The following is a 25,477-nucleotide window of genomic DNA, read 5'->3' as shown; positions in this document are numbered from 1 at the left end:
AGGAAAGGCCGATCAACAGGCCGGTTCTGTTCACTTCCTTCAGGAGCATCCCGCGGTCATGCAAGCGATCCCCTTCCAACGTTCCCCCCTCAAGCGCACGGTGCAGGCCGCTTTGCTCGGCGCCTGCCTGAGCAGCGCCGCCGTACCGCTGGCCGTGAGGGCTGAAACCCCAGCCGGCGATACCCAGACCCGCGACTGGCAGATCGCCGCCGGCTCCCTGGCCAACGCGCTGGACCAGTTCGCCCGTCAGGCCGGTGTCAGCCTGTCGTACGACGCCACCAGTGTCGCCGGCAAGACCAGCCCAGGCCTCAGCGGCCGCTTCGACCCGCAACAGGCTCTTGGCCAGTTGCTGCGAGGCCAAGGCCTGGACGCCCAGCGCCAGGGCAACAATACGTGGTTGCTCCTGCCGCAAGTAGCCCAAACCGGTGCCCTGAACCTGGGCGCCACAATGGTCACCGGCGAACGCTTGGGTGCCCTTACCGATGGCACCGGTTCCTACACCACCGGCGCCGTGACCATCGGCAAAGGTGAACATAGCCTGCGGGAAACACCGCAGTCGGTCAGTGTGCTGACCCGCCAACTGATGGATGACCAGAACCTCACCACCATTGACGACGTGATGGAACGCACGCCGGGGATCACCACGTACGAGTCGCCCATGGGCGGCAAGTACTTCTATTCCCGTGGTTTCAAGATGCTCGGCCAGTACCAGTACGACGGCGTGCCACTGGACATGGGCAAGGACTACGTACAAGCCGACAGTTTCAGCGCCAACATGGCGATCTACGACCGGGTGGAAGTGCTCAAGGGCGCAGCCGGAATGCTCAAGGGCGCCGGCACCGCCAGCGGCGCGGTGAACTTCGTGCGCAAACGACCACAGGACAAGCCCACCACCAGCCTGTCGTTGTCCGCCGGCACCTGGGACAACTACCGCGCCGACGTCGACACCGGTGGCCCGTTGAATGACAGCGGCACCGTGCGCGGCCGCGCAGCGATCAGCCAGCAGACTCGCGGTTCCTACATGGACATTCAGAAGCGCCAGGACCAGGCGTTATATGGCGCATTGGACATCGACCTCAACCCCGACACCACCCTGGGCGTCGGCGCCAGCTACGAAGACGTCGACGCCAGCCCGTGCTGGGGCGGCCTGCCGCGCTACGCCGATGGCAAAAGCGCCAGCCTCAGCCGCTCCACGTGTCTGGGCCAGTCCTGGAACGACTGGCAAAGCCGGCGCACCACGTTCTTCGCCGACCTGACCCATCAATTCAACGATGACTGGAAACTCAAGGTCTCGGCAGTGCACAGCCGCAACCTGCAAGACACCAAGTACGCCGCCAGCGAAGGCACTATCGCCTACGACAACCCGACGCCCACCGCCAACTCTTACGCGGCGCTGATGGACTACAACCATAAGGACTTCGGCCTCGACGCCTACGTCGACGGCAAGTTCGAAGCCTTTGGCCTGGAGCATGAGCTGATCCTCGGTGCCAACGGCAGCCGTGGTACCCAGGACGACGTGTACGCGATCCAGAACCTGCCCAGGCGCCAGAGCATCTACCAACCCGATCACCACTTCCCGGAACCGGCCAACAGCAGCTTCTGGCCGAACATGTACCGGGGTGGCACGGTCAAGGAGACCGCCACTCAATATGGCACCTATGCCACCTTGCGCCTGCGCCTGGCCGAGCCGCTGATGCTGATCGTCGGCAGCCGCGTCAGTTGGTACGAGAACCGTCGCCAATCCTACAACCTGGCCTGGGGCGAATGGGCCACGCAGGATGCACGCACCCGCGAAACCGGCGAAGTCACGCCGTTTGCCGCGCTGATCTACGACCTCAACGAGCACCTCTCGGTGTACGCCAGCTATGCGGATATTTTCCAGCCGCAAAGCTCTTACGCCACCGTCGACGGCGCGGCCCTCCAGCCGAAGGTCGGCGACAACTACGAGTTGGGCATCAAGGGCGAATGGTTCGACGGGCGCCTCAACAGCTCCCTGGCATTGTTCCGCGCGATTGAGAAAAACGGCGCCGAGTCCGACTACACCACCCAATGCGCGACCTCCGCCGACGGCTTTTGCTACACCGATAAAGGCAAGGTGCGCGCCCAGGGCGTGGAGGCCGAAATCAGCGGTGAAGTGCTCGAACGCCTGCAACTGTTCGGCGGCTATACCTACACCCAGACCCAATCCCTGAGCACCATCGACGTCGCGAAGCAGGGTGGCACGTCCAACACCTACGTGCCTCGTCACATGCTGCGCGTGTGGGGCGACTACCAGCTCGACGGCGCGCTGTCGAAATGGAGCGTCGGCACAGGGGTCAATGCCCAGAGCAGCAACTATCGCGTGCAGACCATCAAGCTCGAACAACCCGGTTACGCCACTTGGAACGCACGCCTGGCGTACCGCGTGGATGACACCTGGACAGTGGCGCTCAACGGCAACAACCTGTTTGATAAAACCTACTACAACACCGTGGGCACCGCCTCCTGGGGCAACTTTTACGGCGAACCGCGTAATTTTACAGTGAGTTTGAAAGGCAACTTCTAACCCCTCGAAAACCCCGCTGGCAGGGCACTTAGTGCGCCCTGCCTCCCCTCTTTGTCCCCCTTTCCTACCGCGTTTATAAAAAGGTTTTACCGTTAAGCAGGAAAAATCTCACATTTGTTCCTACACTCAAAAACACACCCCCCTTCACCGAGTGACTGGACAAGGAATGTCAATAAAATGCCGAAAAAGAGACTGATAAACCTGTCTAGCATGCCACCTCCGCACCATCGTCAATCCGTTGACTAGCATTGAAAAGGAAACACTCCTTTAGTCACGACACCCGCGAAAACCATTCAAATGAATATATATTTTTTGAATGAAAAGTTGCGTATTACCCAGCGTAGCCGTAGTTCGACGTGCCTCTAAAGCAGCCTGCTGCTTTATTGAATACATCAACCGAACAGCTGCGCCTGGAGTGCAATGAGGGATGTTTTATGCGAGAAAAGTCGTCCGTCGACAGCCTGTTTTTAACGCGTGCCGGTTTTGTTGAGTTCTTTGTTGTTTTCGTCAAATTCATACATGGTCTGAGCGCCATTCTGCCCCCGTTGGTGCTGGTGGTTTTCATCGACCCGATGGACCCGGAGCTACGTAGTCATTTCCTCGGCCTGCTGGTATTTTTCGCGGTCCTGACGATCATTCTGTTCCAGGCTCTGGGCATCTATTCCGAAGAATTGTTCAGTAACCGGCTGCGCCTGAAAACCAAGGTCAAGGCGTGGTCAGCGGCGTTTTGCATCCTGCTGTTCATGTACCAGATCCTGCAGTTTTTCCCGCAGTTGACCCCGCGCAACCTGGCCGCGTGGTACGTCGCCAGCCTGTGCCTGTTCTGCCTGGAACGCCTGCTGATGCTGCGCCTCTACCGCAACCTGATGCGCAAGGGCAAATACCTGCAACGCACAGTGATCCTGGGTTTTACCGACACCGCCGTGCACGTCGCCGACCACCTGCAACGCAATGGCGATATCCGTTCCGGACTGGTTGGTTTTATCGACGATCGCACCGAACGCATCCCCAAGGAATTGAGCAAGCTGCCCTTGTTGGGCAACACCCGCGACCTGGAAAAACTGATCCGCGCCGAACAGGTCAACCAAGTGATGATCTGCCTGCCGTGGGCCGCCGAGCAGCGCATCCACGGGTTGGTCAACCGCCTGCGGCAGATGTCGGTGAACGTGATGCTGGTGCCCGACATGGCGGCCCTGCGCTACGGCCACAGCAAAATCACCGACGTCGGCGGCATCCTGATGTTCAACACCTCGCAACTGCCGCTGCGTGGCTGGTCGCCGGTGATCAAGCGCCTGGAGGATTGCTTTCTCGCCAGCCTGGCGCTGGTGTGTCTGTCGCCGGTGATGGTGGCCACGGCGATTGCGATCAAGCTCGACTCCAAGGGGCCGGTGCTGTTCCGCCAGAACCGCTACGGTTACAACGACAACGAAATCCGCGTGTTCAAGTTCCGCTCGATGTACACCGACCAGAGCGATTTCACCGCCGAACGCCAGACTACCCGCCAGGACCCACGTATCACCCGCGTGGGCCGCATCATCCGCAAGACCAGCATCGACGAGCTGCCGCAGCTGTTCAACGTGCTGCTGGGCAACATGTCGATGGTCGGCCCGCGCCCCCATGCCACCGCGACCAAGGCCGCCGGTGTTCCGTTTGAAGTGGCAGTGAGTGAGTACAGCTCGCGCCACCGCGTGAAGCCCGGCATCACCGGTTGGGCGCAGATCAATGGCTACCGAGGTGAGACCGACACTCTGTTCAAAATCCAGAAACGTGTCGAGTACGACCTGGAGTACATCTCCAAGTGGTCGGTGTGGTTTGACCTGTACATCGTTTTCATGACGGTCCCGGCCGTCCTTTCCACCAAGGAAGTCTATTGATGAATACCCTCAACGGATTGATTCCCTGCATCGTTTCCGGTGGTTCGGGCACCCGGCTGTGGCCGGTGTCGCGGCAGAACATGCCCAAACCCTTCATGCGCATGCGTGACGGCCAGAGCCTGCTGCAAAAAACCTTCCAGCGCGCCGCCAAACTGCCTGGGGTGGAAAGCGTACTGACAGTGACCAACCGCGACCTGCTGTTTCGCACCCTCGATGACTACCGGTCGGTCAACAACGCCCGCCTGCCTCTGGACTTGCTGCTGGAGCCGTTCGGCCGCAACACGGCGGCGGCCATCGCGGTGGCGGCGCTGCATGTGCAGGAACACTTCGGCGGCGATGCGCAATTGCTGGTGATGCCTGCCGACCATTTGATTCTCAATGAAGTCGCGTTCGCCGACGCCGTGACCCAGGCCCGGGACCTTGCCGAAGCCGGCTACCTGGTGACCTTCGGCATCCAGCCCGACCATCCGGAAACCGGTTTTGGCTACATCGAACAAGGTGAAAAACTGCGCCACGGCAACCGGGTCAAACGCTTCGTCGAGAAACCCGACCTGGCGACCGCCCAAGGCTACCTCGACGGCGGCAAGCACTTGTGGAATGCCGGCATGTTCTGCTTCAAGGCCAGCACCCTGGTGGACGAACTGGCCGCCCATGCCCCGGACGTGCTGGAAGCCGCACGCGCCGCGCTGGAACACAGCCAGAGCCTGCAAAACAGCACCTCGCGCCAGCGTGAACTGGACGCCGACGCCTTCGGCAGCGCGCCGGACATTTCCATCGATGTAGCACTGATGGAAAAGTCCGACCAAGTGGCCGTGGTGCCCTGTGACATTGGCTGGAGCGATATCGGCTCGTGGGAAGCCCTGCGCCAGCTCACCCCCAGCGACGCCCATGGCAACCAGGTCAATGGCGAAGCGATTTTGCATGACGTGCACAACTGCTACATCGACTCACCCAAGCGCGTATTGGGCGCCGTGGGCGTGCGCGACCTGATCATCGTCGACACCCCCGACGCGCTGCTGATCGCCGATGCCCAACGCAGCCAGGATGTGCGCTACATCGTCGCCGAGCTCAAGCGCCAGAACCATCCGGCGTACAGCCTGCACCGCACCGTCACCCGGCCGTGGGGCACCTACACCGTGCTGGAGGAAAGCAGCCGCTTCAAGATCAAGCGCATCGTGGTCAAGCCCCAGGCATCGCTGTCATTGCAGATGCACCACCACCGCAGCGAGCACTGGGTGGTGGTCAGCGGCGCGGCGCAGATCACCAACGGCGAACGGGAATTCCTGATCAACGCCAACGAGTCCACCTACATCCCGGCCGGGCACAAACACCGGCTGACCAACCCCGGCATCATCGACCTGGTGATGATCGAGGTGCAGAGCGGCGAGTACCTGGGCGAAGACGACATCGTGCGCTTCGACGACATCTACGGCCGTGCGCCCGCCGACGTGAAAAAATGATATGCGCACGTCCCTGATCATCCCGACCCGTAACGCCTCCAGCCACCTGGCACGCCTGCTGCCGGCGCTGAAAATGCAAACCCTGCAGCCGGACGAGATGCTGGTGGTGGACAGCGCCTCCAGCGATGACACCGTGGCGCGTTTTCGCGAGTTCGGCGCTCGGGTCGAAGTGATCGACGCCCGTGACTTCAACCACGGCGGCACCCGCCGCTGGGCCAGCGAGCAGGTGGGTGGCGATGCGTTGATCGTGATGACCCAGGACGCCATTCCCGCCACGCCCGAGACCTTCGCCAACCTGCTCGCCGAGTTGCAGCAGGACCCGCTCAACGGCGTCGCCTACGGACGCCAACTGCCCCACCCCGACGCGGGGGTGCTGGGCGCGCAATCGCGGCACTTCAACTACCCCGAGCACAGCCGCAGTAAAAGCCTGGCCGATGCGCCCACGCTGGGGATCAAGACCTGCTTCAGCTCCGACTCGTTTTCCGTGTACCGGCGCAGTGCGTTGCACGCGGTGGGAGGTTTCCCCGTCGACGTGATCGGCAGCGAAGACGCCTACGTCGCTGCGCGCATGCTGCTCGACGGCTACAAGGTGCGCTACGCCGCCACGGCGCTGGTGCATCACTCACACGATTACAAACTCATGGACGAATTTCATCGCTACTTCGATATCGGCGTGTTCTATGGCCGCGAGCCGTGGATCAAACAGGCCTTTGGCGACGCGGGTGGCGAAGGCAAACGCTATGTACTGGCCGAACTCGCGGCCTTGCGCAAAGCCGGCGCCTTGCACCGCGTGCCGGAGGTGCTGGTACGCAGTGCGTTCAAGTTGCTCGGTTATCGCCTGGGCCATCTTGAGCGTCGCCTGCCTCTCGCCCTCAAGCGGCGCATCAGCATGTTTCCCGGTTATTGGAGGTGAGCATCATGACCCACAGGAAGTCCCCCTTGATGAAACGAACCCTGCTCGTCGTGGCCATGATGGCTCTGGCCGCCTGCAATACGCCGGCGCGCATCGTGCCGCCCGACAGCAAGACCGTCGAGGAAGGCAAGCGCGCCCTCGAACAACTGGCCCAACTGCCGCCGGCGGTGGAACGCATCCGTATCGGCGACCAGTTGCGCATCGTGCGCGATGCCGGCGAGATGCCGACGCTGTCGGCGTTCAACGTCAGCACGATCTACGAGTTGACGCTGTACACCGTGCAGACCGACGGCAAGATCAACTACCCGTTCCTGGGGCCGATCCAGGTTGCCGGGCGCCAGCCCTCGGAGCTGGCGACAGAGCTGACCGGCAAGCTTGCGCAGACGTACCGCGAGCCGCGTGTGACGGTGAACATCAACCAGGCGCCCGGCAACACGGTGATTGTCGGCGGCGCGGTGAATAACCCGACGGCGGTGCAGATCGCCACGGCCAACACCTTGGAACAGGCGATTGTCGGTGCCGGCGGGGTGAGTCCGGCGGGCAACGCCAGCATGGTTGCGCTGCTGCGCGAAGACGCCCAAGGCGCCTATCGCGCCTATTTCCTGGACTTCAGCCAACTGCTCAGGACCGGCCCCAACGGGCGCAAACCGGTGCACCTGCAACGCGGTGATGTGGTGTTCGTGCCCAAATCCAACGTGGGCGAGCGCATTCAGGGAGTCGATACCTACATGAACCAACTGATCCCGTTCACCAAGTCCATTGGGGTTGGCTACAACTACACGCGCACCAGCGGCGGCAACAACTAAAGGAGCGACATCCCATGATCGAGATCCGTTCTTTTCGTGATCTGCTACGCCTGTTCTTCATCTTCCGGCACGAGTTCAAGCTGGCCGCCATTGCCGCGTTGGTGATCATACTGCTGGGGGCTTTCCTGCTGCCGGCCAAGTACGAATCCACCGCTCGACTGCTGGTGAAACCGGGGCGCGATTCGACCCTGCCCATTGAGATCAGTAACCGCCAGGCACTGGTAATGCCCAGCACCCAGCGCGACCCGATTGTCGATGAAGAGCGGCTGCTGACCGGGCGCCCTATCGTGAGGGCCGTGGCCGAGCACTACCTGGAAGCGATTGCCAATCAGCCGCCGCCCGAGGGCTTTTTGAAGCGCACCAAGTACTACGTCAAAAGTGCGGTCGACGGCGTCTTCGACGGCCTGCGCGTGGTCCTGGAAACGGTGGGCATCGTTGAAAAAACCACGCCGGTCGAACGCCTGGCAGCCAGCCTGGAGAAGAACTTCGACGTTAGTCACGCCGCGGGTTCCACGGTGATGGACATCAGCTTCACCTGGGGTGACCCGCAAATCGCCCAGGCGGTGGTCAAGGACTGGGTCGAGACCTACATCAACGAACGCACCCAGGCACTGGGGCGTAAGAGCCTGTATGTCTTCTATGAAGGCCAGGTGTCCACCAGCGCCACCGAGATCAAGAGCCTCAAGGAGCAGATTCTCAAGCACCTCAATGAGATCGGCGCAGCCAGCATCACTGATCGCCTGGAGGACTTGTCCGAGCGCATCAATGTGTTGCGCGGCGAGACGTTCAATACTTCGCGCCTGATCGCGTCTTCCGACAGCGCCATCGGGAGCACCCGCACCCAGCTCAAGACGCAGCCCAAGGAAGTGACCACGGTGCGCCAGATCGCACTTAACCCGCAGCAGCAAGACTTGCGTCGCCTGCTCAACCAGAAGCTGCTGGAAAAGGCCGACATGCTGCGCACCTACACGGATAACGCGCCGCCGGTCAAAGCCCTGGATGCGTCGATCCGCGCGATGCAGGCCCACGTCGCCAGTGAAAGCAACACCGTGCAGAGCTCGGAAAACCGTGCGCCCAACACCCTGGAAATCCACTTGCAGCGGGTGCTGCTGGATGAAACGAGCAACAACCTGGCACTGCGCACCCAACTGCTCCAGCAGCAAAAGCAACTGAGCAACCTGGAAGCCCAACGCAAGCAAGCCCTGGAGATTGAACCGGAGTTGACCCGCCTGGGCCGCGAGCTGAGCACCGCCGAACGCAACTACGCGCTGTACGTGGACAACCTGGAAAAATCGCGCATCGACCGTGAACTGGATAACAGTCAGATCAGCAACATCGCGGTGATCGAAGAGGCCACCCTGAACCCCGGCCGCATCTTCCCGAAAACCCTGATGATGCTGCTGTTGGCGATTCCGTTTGCCATCGTCGTGGGCCTGTTGGTGATCTACCTGTGCTACCTGCTCGACCAGCGCATCCACGACGGCGGTTTGGTGGAACGCAAGTTCGGCCTGCCGCTGTGGACCACCCTGCCGGAGCTGGACACCAGCACCGCCCAAGGCACCAACGCGTTCAACGCGAGCATCTACCGCCTGTACGGCTTGCTGCAGTTGGAGCGGATTGCCGAGCAAGGCATGACGCTGGGGCTGACCTCGGCGCGCCATGGCGAAGGGGTGACATTTGTGGTGGAACACCTGCGTAGGTTGCTTGAGGAAAACGGCATCACCGTGCGTGTCGGCGGGGCTGAACCCGCCCAGCCGGGCGAAGTGGTGCTGCTGGACGCGTCCGCACTGCTGGATAACCGCGATGCGTTTATCAACCTGCGCCGCGCCGACCTGATCGCCCTGGTGGTGGAAGCGAATACCAGCACAGTGCCCGTGGTCGAGCACGCGCTGTCGATCCTCAATACGGCGTTCGGCAAGGTGGACGGCATCATCATCAACCGGCGTAAGTTCGAAGTGCCGGCCAAAGTGCTCAAGACCATCGCCAAGTACCAGAGGGTGTTCTGATGCGCATCGCCCTGCTCGCCCCATTGCCGCCGGAAAAAAACGGGATCGCCGACTACGCGAACCATTTCCGCACGGCTTTGGAACACCTGGGTGTGACGGTGCTGACGCCGTTGACCGGTGTGGCGGGCAACAGCGAGGCGATCAAGCACGCCATCGCTGCGTTCGACTGGCAGAGCGTGGACCTAGTCCACGCCGAGTTGGGCGGCGGGCGCCTGGGTGAGTTTCTGGCCCTGCGTGAACTGCGCAAGGCCCACCCGGCCTTGCCCTTGACCGCCACCGTGCATGACCCGGAACGGATCGTGTGGCGGCGCGAGCAGTTGCCGTTTCCGTTGAACCTGCTGGAACGCTTGCCCAGCCCGCTGCCCCAGGCGGCGGTGGTGCTGGCCGACCCGCTGACCCTGCGTGAAGAGCGCCAGGTCGCAAAAGGCCTGACACGGCTGATCACCCTCACCCGCCTGGGCGCCGAATGCCTGAGCCAGCGCATGCAATTGCCGGCGGGCAAAGTGGCGGTGATCAACCACGCCAACCTGGCCATCCCACCCGTGCCGCTGCCGCCGCTGGACACGTTGCACCTGCTGTACTTCGGTTTTATCTACCGTGGCAAAGGCATCGAGGACCTGTTGCAGGCCCTGGCTGCTGTGTTCAAACAAGCCCCCGAACGGCGTGACCGTGTGCGCCTGACCCTGGCCGGCGGTACTGCTGCCGAAATGGCGTTCGGCGCAGGCGGCAATTACCTGGAACAGTTGAACAGCCAGATCGCCGACCTCGGCCTGACGGATGCCATCGACTGGCGACTGAACCTGCCGGCCGACGAGATCGCCCAGACTATCCAGGCGCACCATGTGATGGTGCTGCCGTACCGTGAATCGAAAAAACTCGGCCTGCTCGGGCGCCAACGCGGCACCAGCGGCGCGTTGTCCTGGGCAGCGGCGTGCGGTCGTGGTGCGATTACCTCGGATGCCCGTGCGTTTGCCGAAGAAGTCGCCAGCGGCAACGGCGCCATCTACCCCGAAGGCGACGTGACCGCACTCAGCGAGCAACTGCTGCGCCTGGCGCGCACACCGCTGCTGGCCCGGGACTGGGCCGAGCGCGCCGGCGAAATCGGCCGCGAGCGCTTGTGGCCGTTGACCGCGCTGAAATTCGAGACACTGTTTGAGCAGGCCATCGAGGGCACCCGCCATGGCACGTAAACACACCTACTTTGCCACCTTGGCCGTGGTCGCCGCCCTGGGCCTGACCGCGTTTTTGTGGGGGCGCCAGGCGGACGCCGAAAACCATGTGCTCAAGGGCAACAAAGAGGTGGTGTGGAAGGATTTTCTAGGGGTGAACGCGCAGTTCCTGTGGTTCAGCCCCGAGCGTTACCAGAAGCAGATCGATCGTCTCAAGGCGCTGGGCTTGGAGTGGGTGCGCCTGGACCTGCATTGGGATCAGTTGGAACCCGTCGAAGGCCAGTACCAAGTGGCGACCCTGGATCAACTGGTGGGCAAGCTGCAGGACAACCAACTCAAGTCGGTGTTCTACCTGGTCGGTTCGGCACCGTTCGCCACGACCGCACCGGTGGGTGCGCCGTATCAGGACCAGTACCCGCCGAAAGACCCGAACGTATTCGCCAACCGCATGGCATTGCTGGCTCAGCGCTACCCCAGCGTCGACGCCTGGCAAGTGTGGAATGAACCGAACCTGCTGGGCTTCTGGCGCCCGGTGGCCGATCCGGCCGGCTACGCCACGCTGCTGACCAGCACCGCCGCCGCGCTACGGGCCGTGACCCCGAGCAAACCGGTGGTCGCTGCCGGCATGGCGTTCTTCAGCGAAATGCCCAACGGCCAGACCATGTTGGACGCCCTCGGCGCACTCGGTGTGGCCAGCCTGAACACTGTTATCTCCTACCATCCCTACACCCAATTGCCCGAAGGCAACGACCCGGCCAACCTGGACTTTATCGCCAAGACCAGCGCGCTCAACCAGGCGCTGCGCAACGCCGGCGTGCAGACCCTGTGGAGCACCGAGTGGGGCTGGTCGACCTACACCGGTCCCAAGGACGCCCAGGACATCATCACCCCCCAGGCCCAGGCCGATTACGTGGTGCGTCGCCTGGCACTGATGAGCGCGCTGGATTACGACAAGGTCTTCCTGTTCACCTTGAGCGATCTGGACCAGCGCGCCAGCGTGCGTGATCAGTCCTACGGTTTGCTGGACATCGACGCCAACCCCAAGCCGGTCTACAGCGCGCTGAAAAACTTCCTCGACGTCAGCGGGCCAAAGCTCACCCCCGGCGACCCGCCCAGCGCCGACCAGTTGCCCGACGGCCTGTTCAGCATCGGCTGGACCCGCACCGACGGGCGCAAGTTGTGGTTTTTCTGGTCGGCCGAGGGTGGCAATGCCCACTTGCCCGGCTTGGCCAGCGCCACCCTGTATGACCCGCTGCGTGGCACGCAAACCCCGGTGAGCGGCACCCACGGGCTGACTGTCACGGTCAAGCCGAACCTGCAAATTCTGTTATGGGAGTGAGGCCTGCCATGCGCATTCTATGGATCCTGCCCTACTCGCCCTCGCCCGCCACCAGCGGCGGCAAGACGCGCCAGTTCCATCTGCTGCGCAGCCTGGCGGCGCGTGGGCACCGGATCACCTTGTTGCTGCATGACAAGCACCCGGTGTCGCTCACCGACCGCCAGGTGCTGGAAGCGTTTGTCGAACAGTTGATCATCCTGCCGCGCCGCCCGTTGCGCAGCTTCACGACCCTGGTGGCCGGGCTGTTGGCGCCCTACCCGCTGCTGGCCAGCGTGAATGGCTTGTCGGGCGAGTTGCAGGACACCTTCAATTGGTTGCTGGGTGAGCCGTGGGACGTGGTGCAGATCGAGCACAGCTACAGCTTCCAGCCTTACGAAGATGCCCTGGCGCGTAGATCCCAGCCGTTTGTGCTGACCGAACATAATGTTGAGTCTGCCCTCGGCGCGGCCACTTACGACCGTTTGCCGCGCTGGGCGCTGCCCTTCATTCGCTACGATCAATGGCGCTATGCGCGCTGGGAACGCCGAGTGATGCGCCAGGCCGCGCAGGTGGTGGCCGTCACCGACAGCGACGCGAAGACCCTGGAAAAAATAGCCGGCAAACCGGTGCCCGTGGTGGTCAATGGCGTGGACTGCGATCACTTTGCCGGCGCCCATCCCGACCCGTCGACCCGCCGTGTGCTGTTCCTTGGCAACTATGAATACGCGCCGAACGTGGACGCCATCGAGTGGGCCCTGGATGAAATCCTGCCCAAGATCTGGGTGCGCTGCCCGGACGCGCGCATGAGCGTGTGCGGTTTTGGCATGCCGGACAGTTGGCGCGAGCGCTGGAAAGACCCGCGCATCGAATGGCAAGGCTTTGTGCCCAACCTGCTGAATCTGCAATCGAGCTGCTCGGTGTTTCTGGCGCCGTTGCGCCACGGCGGCGGTTCGAAACTCAAGGTGCTCGAAGCCCTGGCCGCCGGCTTGCCGCTGGCAAGCACCGAGCAAGGCGTCTCCGGGCTGGACCTGGTGGAAGGCCTGGACTACCTCGGCGGACAAAGCGCCACCGAGCTGGCCGATGCGGTGGTGCGCCTGCTGCAATTTCCCGGCGCCGCCACCCCCATGGGGGAATCGGGCCGCGCCTATGTGCGTCGCGCCCATGACTGGAGCGTCGCCGCCAGCCAGCTGGAGCAGGTCTACGCCACCCTCGTGCCGCAAAACCAAAAGGAGCCGGCATGCGTGTAGGCCTGGATTACCGCACCGTCGGCACCTCGCCGCAATCGGGCATCAGCCGCCAGGTGTATGCGCTGGAAAGTGCGCTGCACACCCTGCCGGGCACCGAGGTCGAGCGCTTTACCGTGGCGCCTTTGGGCGATGAAACCCGGTTGTGGGCCCATTGTCCGCCCTGGGGCTGCGCCAAGACGGCCATGCATCAACCGCAGAATCGCCTGCGTTTCGAGGCGGGTTTCCTGCCGCGGGCCTTGCGCGAACAGCATATCGATCTGTACATCAGCACTTTCAATATGGGCCTGCCGCTACCACCCAAACCGCAGGGGTTGCGCACCGTCGTGCTGTTGCATGATCTGTTTCAGATCACCCTGGACAACTACCACGCCAACCGGATGAAGGCGTTGATCTACAAGACCAGCGATCGCCTGTCGATTGCCTACGCGGTACACAGCGCCGACCGCGTATGGACGCCGTCGCAGTACAGCGCCGATGAAACCGCGCGGCTGTTTCCCAAGGCGGCGGGCAAGATTCGCGTACTGCCCAACCAGGTCGACGGGTTCTCTGCGCTGGCCGCCGACCTCAGCGCACGCCAGTTGCCAGCGCGTTACTGGTTGCTGGTGGGCACCCGCGAGTTGCGCAAGAACGTGCCGTTCCTGGTGGACGCCTGGCAGCAGGCACGCAGCCAATCATCCGCCGTGCCGGAGCTGGTCCTGGTAGGCAGCCTCGATCATTTGCCCGAAGCCCAACGCACGCTGCCGGGCATTCGCGCCTTGAGCGGTGTGTCGGATGCAGAGTTGCACGCGCTGTACCGCCAGGCCTCGCGCCTGTGGCAACCCTCCTATGCCGAAGGGTTCGGCCTGCCGGTGATCGAAGCGCTGAGCGTCGGCACCCCCGTCGCGGTGGCCAGCGGTACGTCACTGGATGAAATCACCCCGCCCTCGGCCCCGCGCTTTTCGCCCACCGATGGCCCGGCGCTGGTGCACTTGATGATCGGCCTGGGTGAGCAGGCCGACGAAGAATCCCCCGAGCAACGGCGCCAATGGGCGCAGCGCTTCAACCACCAAGCCTACCGTCGGCGCCTGGCCGAACTGATCGAGGAACTGACGTGAGAGACAATCTGGCAAGCCTCGTCGCGATCCTCTTCGGCCTGCTGTTTGGCGCCCTGGCCCTGCTGCTGTCGCCGGCCAAGGCGTTTGTCGCCGTGGCCGGCCTGGCGGCGGCGGTGACCATCCTGCGCTTTCCGTTCTGGGGCCTGTTGCTGTTTGCCGCCGTGGCGACGTTCATGCCGTACTCGACGGTCAACCTGGGCATTCGTACCACGGTGAGCGAGGCGATTCTGGCCCTGACCTGGGGCGCGATCCTGTGGCACAGCTTCCTCTCGCGCCTGCCCCAGGCGCCCAGCCTGGTCCGACGTCCCACCGATCAGATGCTGCTGTGGTTGATGCTGTTCAGCGTGTTCCCCTTCATCGTCGGGCAGGTCATCACCCAGGCCGACAGCAGCAGTGGCCTGGCCAACTGGCTGCGCTGGTTGCTGAACCTGTCGGGGGTGTTCCTCGCCGCTAAATTGCTGGTGGACCAGAAGCGCCGCGAGTCCCTGGTGATCGCCCTGTTGCTCGGCACCCTGGCGATGCTGGTGCTGTCCATCGCAGTGTTCGTAAGTACGCGCTCAGGGGCCGGGATCGCGCCCATCCTGGGGCTGTTCAACTACGCCAACTTCGACACGCTCAAATTTGGTCTGGAGGCCATGTCTTCGCGCATGGGCTCGCCGTGGACCCACCCGAATGCCATCGGCGGGATCATGGCGTTGCTGCTGCCACTGGCCTTCTGTTTCGGCATGACCGAGCAAGGCTGGAAACGCGCACTGGGCCTGGGCGTGGCCTGCTTGGGAGCGGCCGCGCTGCTGTTGGCCAGTAGCCGTGGCGCGATGGTCAGCCTGGCGCTGGTGCTGATGTGGATGGCCACCCGGCGCGTGCCGTACACCGGTCGCCTGTTGATGATCGGCGCGGCGCTGACGGTGGCGCTGGTGATGGCTTATCCGCCGTTGCAGGATCGTCTGGCGACGATTTTTTCCTCGGACAACGCCAGTACCGAAGTGCGTTTTGACGAGTACCGCATGTTCCCTCAAGCCGTGGCGGCGTACCCGTTGGGCATCGGTTTCAAGGTCGACCCGCCGGTGCCGGGCACTCACCTCCTGGGCATCTCCAACCTGTGGCTGAACTACATCTACAAGATCGGCCTCGTCGGCATGCTGCTGTTTGTGGCGGTGACCGTGCGCTGGTGGCGTGAAGCCCGCCCGGAGAAAGGCCCGATCCGTCTGACCAAGGACAACGCCCTGTGGCTGGGCACCACGGCGGGGATTCTGGCGGCGCTGGTGAGCGGCTTGTTTGACCACTACTTCAGTTTTGCAGTGGTGATGGTGGCGCTGTTCTGGCTGATGGTGGGCATCAACGTACTGGAAGCGCGGCGACTGTTTCCGGCGCGCCTGCCGCAGGTCAAAACGGTGGTCTATCGCAAACCGCTGCTCAACGGCGCACAGCCCTGATGCTCGGCTCCGCCGCATGGCTGACCCTGGCGACGTTGTTGGGCCTGTGCCTGGGGTTTGCACGTGAATGGTTGCTGGTGGCGGCCTGGGGCGCGGGAGAGCGCAGCGATGCGTTCCTGATTGCGCTGTTTTTGCCCGAGGCGCTGCGCATGTCATTGGCCGGCGGCGTGCTCAGTGCGGCGGCGTTGCCGTTGTACCTGGCGCGCAAGGACGGCGAACGGCTGGACTGGCTGGCGGTGTTGTTTCCGGCCTTGATGCTGATCGCCCTGGTCACCAGCCTGCTGCTGACGTTGTCGGCGCCGTGGCTGGTGCAAGTGCTCGGACCGGGGCTGGCCGACACTGCGACGGCGATGGCCAGCAGCAACCTGCAGGTCGTCGCCTGGTGCGTACCGGGCTTGATGCTGCATGCGTTGTTCAGCATTCCGTTGCAGGCCAGCGAACGTTTTGTGCTGGCCGGGCTGGGCTCGTTGTTGTTCAACCTGCCACCCGTGACGTACCTCGCCCTCGCGGGCACCGCGACCCAACCTCACTCACTGGCCTTGGCGTGCCTCGCCGGGAGCCTGCTGATGCCACTGGCGTTGCTGCCGTCGATGTGGCGCCAGGGCTGGCGGCCGTGGCGCTGGCAACTGACCTACGCGCCGCTGCGCGAGCTGGGCGAACGTATCGGTCCCTTGTTGATCAGCAACGGGGCCAGCCAGGGCTTGGCGCTGATCGAAAGACTCGTGGCCTCGCTGCTCGGCGAGGGCGCGGTGACGTGGGTCAACCTGGCCCGCAAGCTGATGAACCTGCCGCTGATTGCTCTGATGAGCCTCAACCAGGTGCTGCTGGGCATGATGAGCCGGCGCCAGGGCGATGCGCGCCTGGCCCTGCTCAAGCGCGGCCTGGAAACCGCCAGCATGCTGACCCTGCCCGCCGGCGTCGGGCTGGTCGCTGCGGCACCGAGCCTGGTGGCGCTGCTGTTGCCCCAACAATCGGCAGACTCGCCGTTGCCGCTGCTGCTGGCGTGGTTTGCGGTGCCGTTGGTGTTCGGCGCCTGGAACGCCTTGCTTGCGCGTTACGCCTACGCCGCCGGCGACACGCGCCAGCCGCTGCGTTGCGAATTGCTCGGCAGCCTGGTCAACGTGCTGCTGCTCGGCGTGTTGCCGTTTGTGTTCGGCCTGGCCGGGATTCCACTGGCTGCGCTGGCGGGCGTGATGTGCACCGGGCTGCTGCTGATGCAGCGCCAGGCACTGCTCGGCGCCCTGCCCTGGGCACGGCACTGGCTGCTCAATGCGCTGGCGCTGGGCGTGGCGGCACTGGTGTTGTTTCGTCTTGAAGGCGTGTGGCTGCAACTGGGGGTGGGCACACTGGCCGGCGCGGCGGTGTTGCTCGGGATGGGGCTGTGGCTCAAGCCATGGCGCAAGGCATGAAGGATCGACTGGGGAGACACCCATGAAACATCGCTGGATCCAGATGGATATCGCCAAAGGCATCGGCATCCTGGTGATCGTGTATGCCCACAGCTGGTTTGTTGCGACATCCCGGGAGCTGATGTATCCGATCCTCGCGTCGTTCGTGCTGCCGTTGTTCTTCTTTCTGTCCGGGGTGTTTTTCAAGCCAGAGCAGCCGTTTGTGGAAATGGCCGTGCGCAAGGCCGATGGCCTGCTCAAGCCTTTTTTCTTCACCATGCTGTTGTATGTGATCGTGCGCGATGTGTTGCGCGGCCAGCCGTTGCTGCCGGACATCGGCGGCGTGCTGTACGCCTCGGTGGACACCATCCCGTGGCAGGCGCTGTGGTTTTTGCCGCACTTCTGGGTCGCGATTCTGTTCAGTTGGCTGCTGTTGCGCCTGATCCAACGCCTGCCGCTCGCACTGAGTTGCCTGGTGATGCTGGTGCCGCTGCTGATTGGCATCTGGACGCTGCCGTGGTTCTGGCAATTGCCGGTAACCATCGGCGGCCACGCGTGGGTGTTGCCAGGGTTGCCGTTCAGCCTGGATATCACCCTGATCAGCAGCGCGTGTTTTGTCTACGGCTACTTGCTGCGCGACTGGCTGCGCAAGCATGAGGGCTCCTTGCTGACCTTGCTGGTTTCCATCGGGTTGTTCGCTGCGGTGTTCCTCTATCGAGGCGATACCATGGACCTGGCGCAACGACGCTACGACCATTGGCTGTGGACCAGCCTGCTGGCGGTGATCGGCGTGTACCTCTGCTGGGCGTTGGCGCGGGTGCTGATGGTATCGGCACTGATCACCCGGGCTATGACCTATATCGGCCAGTCGACCCTGATCCTGTTGATCTTTCATGGCGAGATCCAACACAAGACCTTCGACCTGATGGAGCGTCTCGGGCTGCATTCATTTATCGCGGCCTGCATCGGTTTTGTCGTGGCCGTGGTGGTGCCGTTGTTGATCGGGGAAGTGATCAAGCGGGTAGCGTTCTTGCGGTTTTTCTACTTTCCGTTTCCGGTACGCAAAGCGCCTGGACAGCGCCGCTGAACCTATGTGGGAGCGAGCAGCGCCCACATAGGCCTGTGTTTCAATCGTCCAGTTGTTGCGGGGCGGGCTTGCTGCCCGGTTTGGCCGGTTTGGCGCCCTTGGCTGGCGCAGGTGGGGCCGGCTCGGGTTCTGCGGCGGCAGCGGCTTCTTTCTCCGCCATGGGCATCTGGTCGATGGTGCTGAAGAACTCCTTCAGGTCGAGGGTATCCGGTGGCACGGTTTTCTCGACTTTTTTCTCGCCGTCCTTGCCAATCAGGATCACCTTGGTGCCACTGCCCGCGCCCAGTTTGAGCGCACGGATCAGTGCGTTGGTTTCGGGCGGCGTGAGCTTTTTGTTGTCCTTGGGGTCTTTGGCGAACTTCTCGCCTTCGGCGCCGATGCTGCCGAACTTCACGGTGTAGAACACCATGGCGCGCTCTTCAAAGGACTGCTTGGTGGCAGGTTCGTCCAGTTGTTTCTTGAGGGTCGCCAGCGTGGAGTTGCCTGAATCAAGCTCCACCACCACAAGCGGCCGGGCCTTGCCCAGGTCCTGCTTGAGCGGGTTGATATCATCAGCAGCCAACAGCGGCCCCGTAAAAGCCATCAAGGTAGCCAGGGTCAGCGACCGGATGAGCATGCGCACCTCCTTTGAATTCCATGCAGGGTTCTTGAGTTTCATGTCTGCGACAGTCAAATTCAAGGATGATTCCTACACAGCTTTAAGAAAGCGTAGGTCAGGGAGCCCGCTAAGCAAGGGTTTGGCGCGAACATGCGTGATTGTTTCCGTTGATTGCGGACACATTACGAGACCTTCCAGTCCGGCCAATGCCGCGCAAACACAGGGGCCACGACAGGGTCGGCATCCACCTGCGCCAGCGTCTGGGCAAAGCCGGGGGCCAAGCCGCTCAATGCCTCACGCGCGTCGTCCCAGCGCGACACGGCTGCGGCCATGATTGCCAGTGCATTCGGCTCACCGTTCGGGTCAAACAGCTGGTGTTCGAACTGATCGGCGAACACCACCCAGGCCTGATGCAGATAGCGACGAGTCCCGGTTGCCAGCTGCGCTTGGGCCGCTTCATTGGCATTGCCCAGCCAGCGTTGCGGGTAGTCGATAATACCAATCGCCGAATAGCAATTGGCGGCGATGTACACCAGGCCCCTGATGACTTGCGCACGGTCGCCGCCCAGCAGCTGTGAGCCGGGAAACTCAAGGCCCAGGTGGATCAGGATCGCCGCACTTTCGGTCAGCACCTGGCCATCGGGCGTGACCAACGTAGGGATCTGCTTGAGCGGGTTGATGCGCGCCAGGGCATCGCTGCCCGCGCTCTCCTGCCACGAACTGGCGTCCACCCGGTGCCACGGCACCGCGCAACGTTGCAAGGCAATCTCGATCATGCAGGAGCCGGATTCGTCAGTGCCGTAGAGCGTGTACATGGGCGTTGTCTCCTATCGCTGGGGATACACCGTGGTTAAAGGTCAGAACAGCCCCATTTGTCCGCCGACCAAGGTGCTGAAATCGTCATTCACAAACGGCAGAATCGCGTCCGCCACCGGCTGCAACTGCCGGGTGACGTAGTGATCGTAGTCGATGGGGGCTTGGCGCACTTCCAGCGGCTCAGGGCCGTTGACACTGATCACATAGCTGATCCAACCGCCACGCTGGTACTGGCGCGGGCGCCCGAGGCGGTCGTTGTAGTCATCGGCCAGGCGCGCGGCGCGCACGTGGGGCGGCACATTGCGTTCGTAGTCATCCAACCGGCGGCGCAGGCGCTTGCGGTAGATCAGCAGTTCGTCGAATTCGCCGCTCAGGGTACGGCGTACGTAATCGCGGATGTAGTCTTGATGGGGCAGGCGGTGGAAGATGCGCTGGTAGAGTTCCTGCTGGAATTGCCGGGCCAGGGGCGACCAGTCGCTGCGCACGGTCTCCAGGCCTTTGTAGACCATGTCTTCGCGGCCATCGGCGCGGGTGACCAAGCCGGCATAGCGTTTTTTGCTGCCCTCCTCCGCACCGCGAATGGTCGGCATGAGAAAGCGCGTGAAGTGGGTTTCGTATTGCAGCTCCAGGGCACTTTGCAGGCCGAATGCACTGTGCAGATGCTCGCGCCACCACGCATTGACGTGCTGCACCAATGCCTGGCCGATCCGGCTGGCATCCTCCTGGGAATGGGCCTTGCCGAGCCAGACGAAGGTGGAGTCGGTGTCGCCGTAGATCACCTCATAGCCTTGAGCCTCAACCAGCTCGCGGGTCTGACGCATGATCTGGTGGCCGCGCATCGTGATCGACGAGGCCAGCCGGGTATCGAAAAAGCGGCAACCGCTGGAACCGAGCACGCCGTAGAACGCGTTCATGATGATTTTCAGGGCTTGGGACAGCGGCGCATTGTGTTCACGCTTGGCCACTTCGCGGCCCTCGGAGACACGGGCGACGATGGACGGCAGGCAATGACGCGTGCGGGAAAAACGCGCACCGCGAAAGCCTTCTACCGAGTCGCTGTCTTCCGGGTATTTGAGGCCTTCGATCAGGCCCACGGGGTCGATCAGAAAGCTGCGGATGATCGACGGGTAGAGGCTTTTGTAATCGAGTACCAGCACCGATTCGTAGAGGCCGGGACGCGAGTCCATGACAAAGCCGCCGGGGCTGGCCTGGGGCGGTTTGTCCCCCAGGTTGGGTGCGACGAAACCCTGGCGGTGCATCAGCGGCATGTACAGGTGGGTGAATGCGGCGACCGATCCGCCATTGCGGTCGGCCGGCAGACCGGTGACGCTGGCCCGTTCGAGCAGGAACTTGAGCAGTTCGGTCTTCTCGAAAATCCGCGTGACCAGTTCGCAGTCCTTGAGGTTGTAGCGCGCCAGGGCAGGCTTGTCCTCGGCGAACATGCGGTTGATTTCGTCCATGCGCTGGTAGGGCGTGGAGATGTCCTTGCCTTCGCCCAGCAGGGTTTGCGCGACGTTTTCCAGGCTGAAGGATTCGAAGCTCCAGGTGGCTGAGCGCAGGGCTTCGATCCCGTCGATGATCAGGCGCCCCGCCGCTGCGGCGAAGTAATGATTGCGGCTGCCGTGTTCGCGCCAGGCCATGGGTTCGTCGCCACGCCCGAGCATGAGCGGCACCTTGAGGCGTTGGGCATGCTCGTGGAGCACGCGCAGGTCGAACTGCACAACGTTCCAGCCAATGATCGCGTCAGGATCAAAGGTGGCGAGCCATTGGTTGAGGCGTTCGAGCAGTTGGGCGCGGGTGTCGCAGTAGTCGAGCTTGAAGTCGACTGAATCGGTTTTGTTCGGCGGGCCGAGCATGTAGACCTGGCGCTCACCGCAGCCTTCGAGGGCGATGGAATACAGGTCGCCCTGGGCGGTGGTCTCGATGTCCAGGGACACCAGTTTGAGCGGGGGGCGGTAATCGGGCGCGGGTTTCATCTGCGCGTCGCACAGCGCGCCCGTGGCGTCGGGCGTGCCGCCGAACCAGACGGGGGCTGTGATGAAGCGCTCCATCATATAGCGCTCAGGCGGGCGTACATCGGCTTCGTAGACATCGACGCCGGCCGCGCGCAGGCGCTTTTCCACATCCATCAGTTGGCGGTGCTGGCGGGTATACAGGCCCAGCACCGGACGGTGGTGGAAATCGCACAACTGCAGCGGGCGCAGTTCGATATCGCGCTCGCCCTTGAGCAGCCAATCAAGTGGCTTGCGGTGGGCTTCAGGGATAAACATCACCGAGGTCTGCACGGGTAGGCGGATAAACCTTGGCCCCTGGTCGGTGGCCAGCCAGAAACTCACCTCCGTGCCCGCCGGGGTATCGCGCCAATGCCGGGTCAGGACAAAACCCTGCTGTAAATCCACCGTACCGCACCTCAGGAATCGCTTTCAGGCGTTGATTCTACGCGGCATCGTGGCAAACGCCCCCATGAAAGCTGAAAGCGGCAAGCTCGGGCATCAGCAATGATGCCCGTTTGGTTCACGCCCGACGGGCTTTGTTCAGAAAGTCTTCGATATTACCCATTTGCTCGTCCCAGCCACGAGAGTTCATCTTGAAGGCCTTCTGGCGGCGGGCTTGGGGCACTTTGTCGAAGCCGGATTCGACCACCCGCAGCAGGATGCCCGGCGCGCGATCTTCAATGGTGAACTCCACCAGGGTGGGCGTTTCCTTGTCATAATCGACGCCCTTCTCCACCGCAAACGGATGCCACCAGAAGGAAAACAACGTCTGTGGCAGGATGCGTTCGATTTTGGCTTTCCAGACAACGTGCTCGTAACCTGAGTAGGTAATCTGGGCCTCGATGGTTTCTCCGGCCACAAAGACTTTGTCCTTAAGGGCGACGCCAAACCAATGACCGAATTGCTCGGCATTGGTCAGCGCTTCCCAGACCTGTTTGCGTGAAGCGTTGAGCAGGACCTTTCGCTCGATGCGATCTAATACGTGCATAAGTCACCTCCTCCATTGACAGTAGGCGACATCAAACAATGCGCAACCTGAGGTTGTAAGCAATGATGATGACCCCCTCCTTGAACCCGGCAATACGTTATGACTGAACCATTGAATGGAAGTTGCTTCTGCAAAGGTGTGCGCTATCAAGTGGACACATTGGATATGCCCATCAGCCACTGCCACTGTATAAGTTGCCGCAAAATACACGCGGCGGCGTTTGTCGCAACGGCCGGGGTGATGCGCGAGCATTTTCGCTGGACGCAGGGAGAGGAACTGCTCGTGGCCTTCCAATCGTCACCGGGTAAATTCAGACATTTCTGCAAGTGCTGCGGCTCACACCTGATGGCGGAACGCAGGCAGCAACCTCATGTCATTGTGCGAGTGGCGACGCTGGATGATGATCCGGGCGTCAGTCCTACCTCGCACATCTGGACGAGTCATGAAGTGCCCTGGCTTGCCTATGAGGACGTGGAGCACTGGGACGAGTGGAAGATATGACCTAGACGCGCGGATCGCCCGGTGCCTTGGCCGGCGTTGCATATTGCGGCTTCAGGTGACCTTCCTGGTCCAGCAACCAAGCATCCATGATCTGCCGCACCACCGGCCCCGCGACGCGACCACCCGCCTCGCCGTTTTCGATCATCACCGAAATTACGATTTTCGGATGTTCCGCAGGAGCAAAGCCGACAAACAAGGCGTTATCACGGTGGCGTTCCAGGGTTTTCTCGCGGTTGTAGCGTTCGCCCTGCTTGATCGCGACTACCTGGGCGGTGCCACTCTTGCCGGCGATGCGGTATTGCGCGCCTTGCGCAGCAGCCCGGGCGATACCGCGCGGATCGTGCATCACCAGTTGCATGCCGTGGTTGACCTGCTCCCAGTCACGCGGGTCTTTGAGCACAACGTTCGGCATGGGGTTTTCGTCAACGGGCGGTACGCCATTGATCGTCTTGGCCAGGTGCGGTCGGTTCCATACACCTTTGTTGGCGATCAGCGCAGTGGCCTGGGCCAGTTGCAGCGGCGTGACCTGCATGTAGCCCTGGCCGATGCCGAGGATCACGGTTTCGCCCGGAAACCAAGGCTGGCGGCGGGTTGCACGTTTCCAAGCCTGGGATGGCATCAGGCCAGCTGACTCTTCGAACATATCCAGGGAGACCTTCTGACCAAGGCCGAATTCCGCCAGATAGTCGTGCAGGCGGTCGATACCCAGCTTGTGGGCCAAATCGTAAAAGTAGGTGTCGTTGGAGCGCATGATGGCTGCGTCCATGTCCACCCAACCGTCGCCACTGTGGTTCCAGTTACGGTATTTATGGTCGAAGTCGGGCAGTTGGTAGTAACCGGGGTCGAACACCCGGGTTTGAGCGGTGACTACGCCGCTGTCCAGACCGGCGATGGCCACTTCTGGCTTGATGGTCGAGCCCGGTGCATACAGGCCTCTAAGGACGCGATTGAACAGCGGTCGGTCGATGGAGTCGTGCAGTGCAGCGTATTCCTTGAAGCTGATGCCGGTGACGAACAGGTTCGGGTCGAAACTCGGTTTGCTGACCATGGCCAGTACTTCGCCTGTTTGCGGGTCAAGGGCAACCACCGAACCACGGCGATCGCCAAGGGCCTCCTCTGCCGCTTCCTGGAGTTTAACGTCAAGGCTCAGGACGATACTTTTTCCAGGGATCGGATCGGTGTGCTTGAGCACTCGCAGCACACGGCCCTGGGCGTTGGTCTCGACTTCTTCATAGCCGACATGACCGTGCAACTCGGACTCGTAGAATCGCTCAATACCGGTCTTGCCGATGGATTGCGTGCCGCGGTACTCCACCGAGTCCAGGGCCTTGGATTCTTTCTCGTTGATGCGTCCCACATAGCCAATCGAGTGAGCGAAGTGCGCGCCTAACGGATAGTGACGGACGAACTGCGGCTCTACGTCGACACCTGGCAGGCGAAACTCATTCACTGCCAGCAATGCGATCTGTTCTTCGGTCAACTCGTAAAACAATGTCACCGGGACAAAAGGATGACGTGCCTGCTTCAGGGCTTTGTCGAACAGTCCGCGGTCCTCGGCAGGCAGGTGCAGAAGGTTGACGATATCGTCCAATTCGCCCTTGAGGTCGGCGGTGCGCTCCCGGGTGATGGTCAGGTTGTAACTGGGGCGGTTGTCGGCGAGTACCACGCCGTTGCGGTCGTAGATTAGCCCACGCGTCGGCGTGATGGGCAGCACATGAACACGGTTGTTTTCAGAGATGGTGGAGTGATAGTCGAACTGCACGACCTGCAGGAAATACATACGCCCCACCAGGGCGCATGTAATGCCAATCACCAACAGCGCACAAGCGAGCAGGCGTTTATTGACCAGACGGTGCTCTTTTTCGTGATCTTTAATCGTTATAGGTTCAGGCATTGCTACCGCATCTCGTTGAAGAAGGTCGACGCCGCATCCTGCGATGAAAGATCAATCCTTGGGAAAATGTGCTGCACCATACCAAAAATGCAGAAACACTTTGCATTGAATTCCTCAACGGTACTTGGAGGAGGGTTTGCAGATTGATGGCTAGGGGGTCGTCCTGCCGCCCCGGCGGATATACGAGAAGCGCCCCGGAGACAATCGCGGCGCTTTCCGAGCGCCCAAAACAAAACCCCATCTGCTTTCGCAAATGGGGTTTCGGAATTTAATCTTGACGATGACCTACTCTCACATGGGGAAACCCCACACTACCATCGGCGATGCATCGTTTCACTACTGAGTT

General features: G+C 62.1%; 19 protein-coding genes. 14 read left to right on the top strand and 5 right to left on the bottom strand.

All coding sequences use genetic code 11. The annotated features are described in order from the left end of the window. Positions 1-58: 58 nt before the first annotated feature. The 13 genes from EJD88_RS01615 (at position 59) to EJD88_RS01555 (ending at position 18,340) form a co-directional block, all read left to right on the top strand. A complete protein-coding gene (locus EJD88_RS01615) occupies positions 59-2,545 on the top strand; it encodes a TonB-dependent receptor (RefSeq protein ID WP_158876394.1) in 2,487 nt (828 codons plus the stop codon). Between the two features lie 434 nt (positions 2,546-2,979). Continuing rightward, positions 2,980-4,419 carry an undecaprenyl-phosphate glucose phosphotransferase gene (locus EJD88_RS01610; protein ID WP_099584848.1) on the top strand — a complete coding sequence of 480 codons (1,440 nt, stop codon included), beginning with the start codon at positions 2,980-2,982 and terminating at the stop codon, positions 4,417-4,419. Continuing rightward, positions 4,419-5,879 (top strand): mannose-1-phosphate guanylyltransferase/mannose-6-phosphate isomerase, encoded by a 1,461-nt coding sequence (locus EJD88_RS01605; RefSeq protein ID WP_158876392.1) that lies wholly within the window; start codon positions 4,419-4,421, stop codon positions 5,877-5,879. Before EJD88_RS01610 ends, EJD88_RS01605 begins: the two co-directional genes overlap by 1 nt. A 1-nt stretch (position 5,880) precedes the next feature. Continuing rightward, entirely contained in the window at positions 5,881-6,792 is a 912-nt protein-coding gene (locus EJD88_RS01600; protein WP_099584846.1) for a glycosyltransferase family 2 protein, read from the top strand. Between the two features lie 29 nt (positions 6,793-6,821). Further along, positions 6,822-7,598, top strand: a complete 777-nt coding sequence (locus EJD88_RS01595) for a polysaccharide biosynthesis/export family protein (RefSeq protein ID WP_099584845.1) — start codon at positions 6,822-6,824, stop codon at positions 7,596-7,598. A gap of 14 nt (positions 7,599-7,612) precedes the next feature. Then, entirely contained in the window at positions 7,613-9,604 is a 1,992-nt protein-coding gene (locus tag EJD88_RS01590) for an exopolysaccharide transport family protein (RefSeq protein WP_099584844.1), read from the top strand. After that, on the top strand, positions 9,604-10,794 hold the full coding sequence (locus EJD88_RS01585) for a glycosyltransferase (RefSeq protein WP_158876390.1): 1,191 nt from the start codon (positions 9,604-9,606) through the stop codon (positions 10,792-10,794). Before EJD88_RS01590 ends, EJD88_RS01585 begins: the two co-directional genes overlap by 1 nt. After that, complete coding sequence (locus tag EJD88_RS01580) at positions 10,784-12,112, top strand: cellulase family glycosylhydrolase (protein ID WP_158876388.1); 1,329 nt, start codon at positions 10,784-10,786, stop codon at positions 12,110-12,112. The genes EJD88_RS01585 and EJD88_RS01580 overlap by 11 nt, the downstream gene beginning before the upstream one ends. 8 nt (positions 12,113-12,120) lie before the next feature. Further along, a complete protein-coding gene (locus EJD88_RS01575) occupies positions 12,121-13,338 on the top strand; it encodes a glycosyltransferase family 4 protein (RefSeq protein WP_158876386.1) in 1,218 nt (405 codons plus the stop codon). Further along, positions 13,329-14,432, top strand: coding sequence for a glycosyltransferase family 1 protein (locus EJD88_RS01570; protein ID WP_158876384.1), 1,104 nt, complete (start codon positions 13,329-13,331; stop codon positions 14,430-14,432). Before EJD88_RS01575 ends, EJD88_RS01570 begins: the two co-directional genes overlap by 10 nt. Next, positions 14,429-15,865: an O-antigen ligase gene (locus tag EJD88_RS01565; RefSeq protein ID WP_112194427.1), complete on the top strand. Its 1,437-nt coding sequence runs from the start codon at positions 14,429-14,431 to the stop codon at positions 15,863-15,865. The genes EJD88_RS01570 and EJD88_RS01565 overlap by 4 nt, the downstream gene beginning before the upstream one ends. Continuing rightward, positions 15,865-17,274: a lipid II flippase MurJ gene (locus EJD88_RS01560; protein WP_158876382.1), complete on the top strand. Its 1,410-nt coding sequence runs from the start codon at positions 15,865-15,867 to the stop codon at positions 17,272-17,274. The genes EJD88_RS01565 and EJD88_RS01560 overlap by 1 nt, the downstream gene beginning before the upstream one ends. A gap of 22 nt (positions 17,275-17,296) precedes the next feature. Next, positions 17,297-18,340, top strand: coding sequence for an acyltransferase family protein (locus tag EJD88_RS01555; protein ID WP_158876380.1), 1,044 nt, complete (start codon positions 17,297-17,299; stop codon positions 18,338-18,340). Between the two features lie 40 nt (positions 18,341-18,380). On the opposite strand, the gene EJD88_RS01550 is transcribed toward EJD88_RS01555, so the two are convergent. The 4 genes from EJD88_RS01550 to EJD88_RS01535 form a co-directional block, all read right to left on the bottom strand. Continuing rightward, positions 18,381-18,956: a DUF4174 domain-containing protein gene (locus EJD88_RS01550; RefSeq protein WP_112194421.1), complete on the bottom strand. Its 576-nt coding sequence runs from the start codon at positions 18,954-18,956 to the stop codon at positions 18,381-18,383. A 164-nt stretch (positions 18,957-19,120) separates the two neighbouring features. Beyond that, positions 19,121-19,753 (bottom strand): glutathione S-transferase N-terminal domain-containing protein, encoded by a 633-nt coding sequence (locus EJD88_RS01545; RefSeq protein WP_158876378.1) that lies wholly within the window; start codon positions 19,751-19,753, stop codon positions 19,121-19,123. A gap of 42 nt (positions 19,754-19,795) precedes the next feature. Next, complete coding sequence (locus EJD88_RS01540; RefSeq protein WP_158876376.1) at positions 19,796-22,153, bottom strand: DNA polymerase II; 2,358 nt, start codon at positions 22,151-22,153, stop codon at positions 19,796-19,798. 115 nt (positions 22,154-22,268) lie between these two features. After that, positions 22,269-22,736: an SRPBCC family protein gene (locus tag EJD88_RS01535; protein WP_158876374.1), complete on the bottom strand. Its 468-nt coding sequence runs from the start codon at positions 22,734-22,736 to the stop codon at positions 22,269-22,271. A gap of 99 nt (positions 22,737-22,835) precedes the next feature. On the opposite strand from EJD88_RS01535, the gene EJD88_RS01530 reads away from it, so the two are divergent. Continuing rightward, the gene (locus EJD88_RS01530; RefSeq protein WP_099584832.1) at positions 22,836-23,237 is read left to right on the top strand and encodes a GFA family protein; all 402 of its coding nucleotides are present in this window, start codon (positions 22,836-22,838) and stop codon (positions 23,235-23,237) included. A 1-nt stretch (position 23,238) separates the two neighbouring features. Here EJD88_RS01530 and mrdA read toward each other — a convergent pair whose 3' ends face one another. Continuing rightward, positions 23,239-25,131, bottom strand: coding sequence for a penicillin-binding protein 2 (mrdA, locus tag EJD88_RS01525; protein ID WP_099584831.1), 1,893 nt, complete (start codon positions 25,129-25,131; stop codon positions 23,239-23,241). Positions 25,132-25,477 lie beyond the last annotated feature (346 nt).

Origin of the sequence: Pseudomonas sp. PB105, assembly GCF_009764655.1 — a bacterium.
In the GTDB taxonomy this organism is placed as follows: Bacteria; Pseudomonadota; Gammaproteobacteria; order Pseudomonadales; family Pseudomonadaceae; genus Aquipseudomonas; species Aquipseudomonas cyclaminis.
The sequence above is the reverse complement of the archived record's forward strand: the minus strand, read 5'-3'. Positions and strand labels throughout refer to the sequence as shown.